The 8,087-nt window shown below is 61.5% G+C and carries 5 protein-coding genes; 4 read left to right on the top strand and 1 reads right to left on the bottom strand.

The features are described 5' to 3' along the window. Positions 1–150: 150 nt before the first annotated feature. Positions 151–1,062 (top strand): alpha/beta fold hydrolase, encoded by a 912-nt coding sequence (locus GG26_RS07005; RefSeq protein ID WP_228375314.1) that lies wholly within the window; start codon positions 151–153, stop codon positions 1,060–1,062. A 268-nt stretch (positions 1,063–1,330) separates the two neighbouring features. Next, entirely contained in the window at positions 1,331–2,134 is an 804-nt protein-coding gene (locus GG26_RS07000; RefSeq protein ID WP_206336834.1) for an ABC transporter permease, read from the top strand. 4 nt (positions 2,135–2,138) lie between these two features. Here the strand turns inward: GG26_RS07000 and metH are convergent, their stop codons facing one another. Next, entirely contained in the window at positions 2,139–5,798 is a 3,660-nt protein-coding gene (gene metH / locus GG26_RS06995; protein WP_099812841.1) for a methionine synthase, read from the bottom strand. 651 nt (positions 5,799–6,449) lie between these two features. Here metH and rpoD point away from each other — a divergent pair. Further along, positions 6,450–7,664, top strand: a complete 1,215-nt coding sequence (gene rpoD / locus GG26_RS06990; protein WP_011431207.1) for an RNA polymerase sigma factor RpoD — start codon at positions 6,450–6,452, stop codon at positions 7,662–7,664. 24 nt (positions 7,665–7,688) lie between these two features. After that, the gene (locus tag GG26_RS06985; protein ID WP_228375312.1) at positions 7,689–8,069 is read left to right on the top strand and encodes a DUF4342 domain-containing protein; all 381 of its coding nucleotides are present in this window, start codon (positions 7,689–7,691) and stop codon (positions 8,067–8,069) included. Positions 8,070–8,087: the final 18 nt, after the last annotated feature.

The following is an 8,087-nucleotide window of genomic DNA, read 5'->3' as shown; positions in this document are numbered from 1 at the left end:
TCGTCTCACCGCCTATCCTCCATCCCGCCAAGCTGCGCTGTGGCGGGAGTACCCCAGAGGTTCTGATGGCAGCTTTTTCCGACCAGCTCGGAGAGAGCGGAGGGGATCCCTTAGAAGTGGAAAAAGCTGTATTCGTCGACTAGGGAGCTGATGAGGGAGCAAGAGCTACTGGAACGACTGCCCTTGGCGCAGCGTCTGGCGGAGTTGAGGGCCCGCATTCAAGAGATCCCGCTGCACAGGGTGCAGTTGGAGGGATTAAATCTGGCGGGAGCAGAGTCCTGCTGGGCCGCCTATCGGGAGCTGGGGCAAGGCGAGATGCCGCTGCTGTTTTTGCACGGCTTCATGGCCACTCACGCCAATTGGTGGCCGCTGATGCAAGGGTTGGGCGACCGATACCGCTGCATCGCCCTGGATTTGCTGGGGTTTGGTCAGTCCAGCCAACCGGCTCTGCGCTACGACATCGCCGTGGAGGTAGAGTTTGTGCGCGGGTTTGTCGAGGCGCTGCGCCTGCCTGAGCCGGTGTTGGTGGGCCACTCTTTTGGCGGCTGGGTGGCGGCGGCCTACGCCATTCGTTACCCCCTGCGGGGGTTGGTCTTACTGGCGCCTGCCGGGATCCGCGACGACAGCTTTGTCAAACGCTACCGGCACATGCGGCTTTTGCTCCGGGAAGGCGCGTGGGTTGATAGGCTGCTGCGAGCCGCCATCCCCCTGGCCCGTTGGGGACGTTGGGAGGAGCGACTGGCTTGGCTGCTGTGGCTGCGGGGATCCCTGCGCCAACAGCCGGTGGCCCGCCAATTTCTCCGCCAGCGCCTGCGCCCCCAAGCTGCCGTCGATACGGTCGAACGTCAGCTTCATGCCATTCAGGTTCCCACCCTAGTAGTTGCCGCTGAGCGGGACGACACCATTCCCCTCTGGCATTGCCAAGCCTATGCGGAGGGGATCCCTGGAGCCCAGCTCAAGATCCTGCCCGGTGCTGGACACGCCATCCCCGCCCTGCATGCGGAGCAGGTGCTGCCCTTGATTCGAGAGTTTCTGGAGAGCTTGAGCCCAAAGCTGGACTAAGGGACGCCGACTCCTCCCTTTAGGCAAGGTGGCTTTCCCGGATTTAGACTAAGAAACCGCCCTCATGCCGAGCTTCTTAGGCCGGCAGACAGAGAACCCCCTCGGCATTTCGGCTGCCTCGGCCCCCCCGCCAAAGGGAGAGGGGAGCGGCAGGCAGCATACAGTTTTGCTACATCTTGCCATAGGCAGCGAGCTATAGACTTGGAGGGAGGTAGGCTGGCAGCGCGGCCGCTTTTTCCGGCAGATCCCTGGGAGGGCAGGAAGGGGAGTGGCGAAGATACCCATCTGGCTGCGGGGAGTGAGCTATGCCATCTATGGCTTTCTCTACCTGCCGATTTTGCTCATTGCTGTCTATTCCTTTAACCGCGCCCGCTTCGGGTTGGTGTGGACAGGCTTTACCTTCGATTGGTACTGGGCTCTCTTTCGCAATGCTGCGATCTGGCAGGCCACGCAAAATACCCTTGTCTTGGCTGGAGTCAGCACCCTGGTGAGCACGCTGCTGGGATCCCTTTTGGGCTATGGGCTGTACCGCTACCGCTTCCCCGGCCAGAAGGCTGTGCAGGGACTGCTGCTGTTGCCGGTGGTCGTCCCCGACATTGTGATGGCCATTACCCTGCTGTTGTTTTACCAGTTGGTGCGCGCCTACACCGGCTGGTTTGAGCTGGGCCTGGGGACGATGGTGATTGCCCACATCACCTTTCAGATTGCCTTTGTGGCCATCGTGGTGCGCAGCCGCCTGCAGCTTTTGGATCCGGCTTTGGAGGAAGCCGCCTACGACCTCTACGCCAACACCTGGCAGAAGCTGCGCTACGTCACACTGCCGCTGGCCATGCCAGGGATCCTGGCCGCGGCGCTGCTGGCCTTTACCCTCTCCATCGACGATTTTGTGATCTCCTTTTTCACCAGCGGGCCCGAAAGCCAGACCCTGCCCATTTTGATCTACAGCACGGCGCGGCGAGGGGTGACGCCGGAGATCAACGCCCTCTCCACCGTGATCGTCGCGATAACCTTGGTTGCCGTGATGGGCTTTCCCCTGCTCAGCCGCTCCTCTAGGGAGAGGGGCCGGGGGTGAGGGATCAAGTATTGAAATAGCGGGCCGCCGGGTGGTAGGCGACGATGGCGGTGGTGGACTGCTCAGGATCCAACTGGTCGCTTTCGTCCATCCTCAGGCCGATGCGCTCCGTCTGGAGCAGCTCCAACAAAACTCGCTGATCGGCGATGTTGGGGCAGGCGGGATAGCCGAAGCTGTAGCGGGAGCCGCGGTAGCCCTGGTGCAGGATCTGGCGGATGTCGGGGCTGTCCTCGCCGCCAAAGCCCAGCTCCCGCCGGATGCGGGCATGGCACCACTCCGCCAAGGCCTCTGCCAGGGTGACGGCCAGGCCGTGGAAATAGAGATAGTCGGTGTACTGGCCCTCGGCAAAGAGGTGCTGGGCGTAGGCCGTGGCCTCTGGCCCCACTGTAACTGCCTGCATGGGGAAGACGTCCACCAGGCCGGTGGAGCGGTCGGCGAAGAAGTCGGCAATGCAGAGGCGCTGGCCGCTCTTCTGGCGGGGGAAGGTGAAGCGGGCCAGCTCCCGCACCTGGGGAGAAAGCCGAGGGCGATCGACGGTGGGCAATTGCAAATAGGTGGTGGAGCCGGGCTCTAGAGCAAACAGCTCGGGGAAGCTGGCCGGGTCGAAGAGGATCACCGTATTCCCTTCCGCCTGCGCCGGGAAGTAGCCATAAACCACCTGCGGGCGCAGCAAGTCCTCGGTAACAATCCGCTCCTTCCAGCGCTCGATCACCGGCTCCACCTGGGTGGCGAGAAACTGGGCAAACTCCTCCGCCGACTGGTCGCGCGGCTTGCGAATCTGCCACTGGCCGGCTACCAGGGCCTGCTTGTCGATGTAGAAGAAGACCTCCGGCCAGGGGATCTGATCCGGCTCGAGAACTTGGGATCCCCAGAAGGGGGGGATGGGCCGCTCGGTATCGAGGGTAACCGCCTCGGAACGACGGGTGTCTGCCCCGCCGTCGCCAGCCGAGACAGCAGGGGCAGGAGCGGCGCCCACGGTCACCTCTGGAGCCGGCAAGGTGGGATCCCTTTCCTCCACGGCTGCCGCAGCTCTCCTCTGGCGGTTGTCAGAGCGGGATCCCAGCTCGAAGTTATCCAGAAAACCCAGCCGGTCATCCCAGCGCCCGGCCGCCTTGGCCTGCATCAGCCGATCCATAAAGTGCAGGTCGGCAAAGGCGTCGCGGCCGTAGATGACTTGGCCCTTGTAGGTCTGGCGGCAGTCTTCTTCCACAAAGCGGCGGGTGAGGGCCGCCCCTCCCAAGATCACCGGCACGGTAATGCCCCGCTCGTTAAACACCTCCAGATTCTCTTTCATAAAGGCGGTGGATTTCACCAACAGGCCGCTCATGGCAATGCAGTCGGGCTTGTACTTTTCGTAGGCCTCGATGATGTTTTCCACCGGCTGCTTGATGCCCAAATTGATGACCTTGTAGCCGTTGTTGGTGAGGATGATGTCCACCAGGTTTTTGCCGATGTCGTGGACATCCCCCTTGACGGTGGCGATCAAGAAGGTGCCTTTGCACACCTCCCCGCCTACTTTTTCCATGAAGGGCTCCAGGTATTTCACCGCCGCCTTCATGGTTTCTGCCGACTGCAGCACAAACGGCAGTTGCATTTTGCCGGCGCCAAAAAGCTCCCCCACCTCCTTCATGCCGTCTAGCAAAAAGGTGTTGATGATCTCCAGGGGGGGGTATTTCTGCAGCGCCTCTGCCAGGGTCTCCTCCAGGCCGATGCGCTCGCCGTCGATGATGTGCCGCCGCAGCCGCTCCTCCAAGGGCAGTTTGGCCAGGGATCCGGTCGCCCGCAGCTCCTGCCCGGAAACCCCCGCAAACAGCTCCGTCAGCCGCGCCAGGGGATCGTAGGTGCAGATGCCCTCAGCGTTGAACTGGCGCCGATCCCAGATCAGATCCCGGCACACCTGCTGCTGTTCTTCCGGGATCTTGCTCAGGGGCAGGATCTTGGCGGCGCTGACGATGGCGGCATCCAGGCCGGCCTGGCGGCACTCGTGCAAAAACACCGAGTTCAAGACCACGCGGGCTGCCGGCGAGAGCCCAAAGGAGATGTTGGAGATGCCCAAGAGAATGTGGGCCTCAGGAAAAGCCTGGCGGATGCGGCGGATGGCCTCCAGGGTAGCCGCCCCGTTGGCCCGGTCTTCCTCGATGCCGGTGGAGATGGGCAAAGCCAGCGGGTCAAAGAAAATCTCGTAGGGCGGGATCCCGTACTCAACGGCCTGGCGATAGGCCCGCTCGGCAATCTGGAACTTCTTCTCGGCGGTGCGGGCCATGCCCTCCTCGTCGATGGTGCCGATGACCACCCCCGCGCCGTAGGTCTTGGCCAGCTCCAGCACCTTGAAGAAGCGCTCTTCCCCATCCTCGTAGTTGGTGGAGTTGAGCAGGCACTTGCCCCCGGCCACCTTGAGGCCGGCCTCCATCTTCTGCCAGTCGGTGGAATCCAGCATCAGGGGAATGGGTATCTGGGTCACCAGCCGCGAGACCAGCTCCCGCATATCCCGCACCCCGTCCCGGCCCACATAGTCCACGTTGACATCCAAGATGTGGGATCCCTCCCGCACCTGCTCCCGCGCCAGGGCCACCAGGCCGTCCCAATCTTCGGCATTCAGCAGCTCCCGCATCTTCTTGGAGCCGCTGGCGTTGAGCCGCTCGCCGATGATCAAAAAAGAGTTCTCCTGCAGGTAGGGCTGAGGGGCATAGATGGAAGCGGCAGCCTGGATGCGCTCGACGGAGCGGCGTTTGGGCCGCAGCCCCCGCACAGCCTCCACCAAAGCAGCGATGTGATCCGGGCGGGTGCCGCAGCAGCCCCCCACCACCGCCACCCCCAGATCCCGCACAAAGTGCTCCAGGTGGAAGCGCAACTGCTCCGGCGTGAGCTTGTAGTGGGCCTTGCCGCCGATGTTTTCCGGCAGGCCGGCGTTGGGGATGCAGGAGATGGGAAAGGGAGAATGGCGGGAGAGGTAGCGGATGTGCTCAGCCATCTTGTCCGGCCCGGTGGCGCAGTTGAGGCCCAGCACATCGATGGGGTAGGGCTCCAGGATGGCCAGCGCCGCCCCGATCTCCGTGCCCACCAGCATCGTCCCCTGCACCTCAAAGGTCAGAGACACCACCAGCGGCAGGCGGATCCCGCGCCGGGCAAACTCCTGCTGCACGGCCACCAGCGCCGCCTTGGTCTGCAGGATATCTTGACAGGTCTCGATGATGAGGAGATCCACCCCCCCGTCGATCAGGCCCCGCACCTGCTCGGCGTAGCTGGCCCGCATCTCGTCAAAACCGATGTGCCCTAGGGTGGGCAGCTTGGTGGTGGGGCCGATGGAGCCGGCCACAAAGCGAGGCTTTTCCGGCGTCGAAAACTCCGCCGCCAGCCGCTTGGCCAGGCGCGCTGCCGCCACGTTCAGCTCGTAGGCTTTTTCCGCGATCCCGTACTCGGCCAAGACGATCGAGGTGGCGCCAAAAGTATCGGTCTCGATGACATCGGCCCCCACCTCCAGAAAGCCCCGGTGTACCCGCTCCACCGCCTCCGGCTTGCTCAGCACCAGGATCTCGTTGCAGCCTTCTAGCTCCGGCCCGCCAAAATCCGCTGCCGTCAGGTTCTGGGCTTGCAGAGAGGATCCCATTGCCCCGTCGAAGACGATCACACGTTCCTGGAGATGCTGCAGGAAGGGATGGGTCATAGGCGGTGCGGCGCTGGCAGGGATCCTTTCCTTTTAAGGTAGCCTGATTTAAGGTAGCATTGAGCCACTTCCCCGGACTAGGCCAACCCAGGGATCCCCTAGACCAGGATCTCAGAGCCGGGACGGGGTGGGGTGAAGTTAAGATTTTCTTCGTCTGCCCCGTTGCTGTTTCCCCAAGGGCGGGCTAATTTAGGGAAGACATTTTGGTGTGAACGGCTACAGTTGCCTGCAGGGATCTTCCTCAAGGTCGCTTGCTGGCGGCTGCAATGCGCTCTTCTCCTTATAGGTTGGGGTGATTGAGGTGCTGAATATCCTGCCCTCTCAGTAAGTGGCCTGGATTGTGCCAGGGGATAGGCAAAGCCAAAGACTTGCCTTTCGAGATCTCAGGAGGTTTTACCCATCAAAACGGGTTTTGCGCCAGTTCGGTTAAACCCTATGAGCGATATCTGCTTCGAGATTGGCCTGAGCGATCGGTTGCCTAGAAGCGGGCGAGCTTGCCCGGCGCAAGTGGGGTTTGGGTCTGCGGAACTTGACTCCCTCCATCTGGCGTCAGGGGCCGCAGCAAAGTTGGAACCTGCTTCCCTCATTTCAGGGCCTAGAACCCCTTAGTCTCCTCCAGTTGTCTGTGATTGAAGTTACGAGGAACTCAGCATGGCTCAAGCAAAGGAATTGGTGCAGTCTGGTCATACGGCTCTTCTCGAACCGGATCTGGAAAGTTCATCCTCCATCCCTCTGGATGCGGACAATGAGGTGGATCCCCTCGAGACGGAACTGGATGCCAGTGACACTGATGCTTTTGATGAGGATGATGAGGACGACGAAGAGTCCCTCGAGGAGGATGCCGATGCTGCTGCCGCCGCTGCCAAGGGCCGTTCCAAGCGCAAAGCGGCCAGCAAGAAAAAACCCTACACCGATGACTCCATCCGCGTCTATTTGCAGGAAATCGGGCGTATCCGCCTGTTGCGGGCAGATGAAGAAATTGAGCTAGCCCGCAAAATTGCCGACCTGCTGGAGCTAGAGCGGGCTCGCGAGGCCGTTTTCCAGCGTATGGGCCTCTGGTCCGACCCAGAGGAGGTACCGGAGACGCTGTGGGCAGAAGAAGTGAAGATGTCCCTGCCCGAATTCCGGCGGCGCTTGCATCGGGGGCGACGGGCCAAAGAAAAGATGGTGCAGTCCAATCTGCGGCTGGTGGTCTCCATTGCCAAGAAATACATGAACCGGGGCCTGTCGTTTCAGGATCTCATCCAAGAGGGATCCCTAGGTCTGATCCGGGCAGCGGAAAAGTTTGACCACGAGAAGGGCTACAAGTTTTCCACCTATGCCACTTGGTGGATTCGCCAGGCCATCACCCGCGCCATTGCCGACCAATCGCGCACCATTCGCCTGCCGGTTCACCTTTACGAGACCATCTCCCGCATCAAGAAGGTCACCAAGCAGCTTTCTCAGGAGCTGGGCCGCAGGCCGACCGAAGAGGAGATCGCCACCCGCATGGAGATTACCATCGAGAAGTTGCGCTTCATCGCCAAGTCGGCTCAGCTTCCCATCTCTCTGGAGACTCCCATCGGTAAAGAAGAGGATTCGCGGCTGGGCGACTTCATCGAGTCGGAAGGGGAAACCCCCGAGGAGCGGGTGGCCAAGGTTTTGCTCCGAGAGGATCTGGAAAGCGTGCTGGAAACTCTTACCCCCCGCGAGCGGGATGTGTTGAAGCTGCGCTACGGCCTAGACGATGGCCGCATGAAAACCCTGGAGGAGATCGGCCAGATCTTCAATGTGACCCGCGAGCGGATCCGGCAGATCGAGGCCAAGGCGCTGCGCAAGCTGCGCCACCCCAATCGCAACAGTGTGTTGAAAGAGTACATCCGCTAGGATCCGGTCTTAGGATGGACTCAGTTGCCGCTGCCAACCGACGTGTGGAGCCTCTTCAGCATGAACCCCAATGAGACGCCGGATCCCAACTTTCCTGAGAAGGCCGACATAGAGGCCAAGGATGTACCTCCGGCCCAGGTGGAGTACCACGTGGAGGAGTTTAAGATCAGCGGGGACGAGCTGTTGGCCAAAATTCGCGAGCTGATCGAGGAGGCCAATGTTCGCCGCATTCTGATCAAAAATGCCGAAGGGCAGACGCTGATCGAGATCCCTCTGGGCGTAGGCGTGGCGGCAGGGGTGTTGGGGGCGGCTCTGTTCCCGGTGTTGGCGGCTGTGGGAGCGATCGGGGCTCTGGTGGCCAAGCTGACCATTGTGGTGGAGCGAACCCTTCGGGATGATTCTTAGCTGATCAACGTTGTTTTG

The sequence above is a fragment of the Synechococcus sp. 'PEA 65AY6A-5F PE A' genome (genome assembly GCF_047462575.1).
In the GTDB taxonomy this organism is placed as follows: Bacteria; Cyanobacteriota; Cyanobacteriia; order Thermostichales; family Thermostichaceae; genus Thermostichus.
This window is presented reverse-complemented; position numbering and strand designations above follow the sequence as displayed.

Excerpts from the sequence above, each read along its gene's own strand:
- GG26_RS07005 (WP_228375314.1), top strand. The coding sequence starts at position 151 with ATGAGGGAGCAAGAGCTACTGGAACGACTGCCCTTGGCGCAGCGTCTG.
- rpoD (WP_011431207.1), top strand. The coding sequence starts at position 6,450 with ATGGCTCAAGCAAAGGAATTGGTGCAGTCTGGTCATACGGCTCTTCTC.
- metH (WP_099812841.1), bottom strand. The coding sequence starts at position 5,798 with ATGACCCATCCCTTCCTGCAGCATCTCCAGGAACGTGTGATCGTCTTC.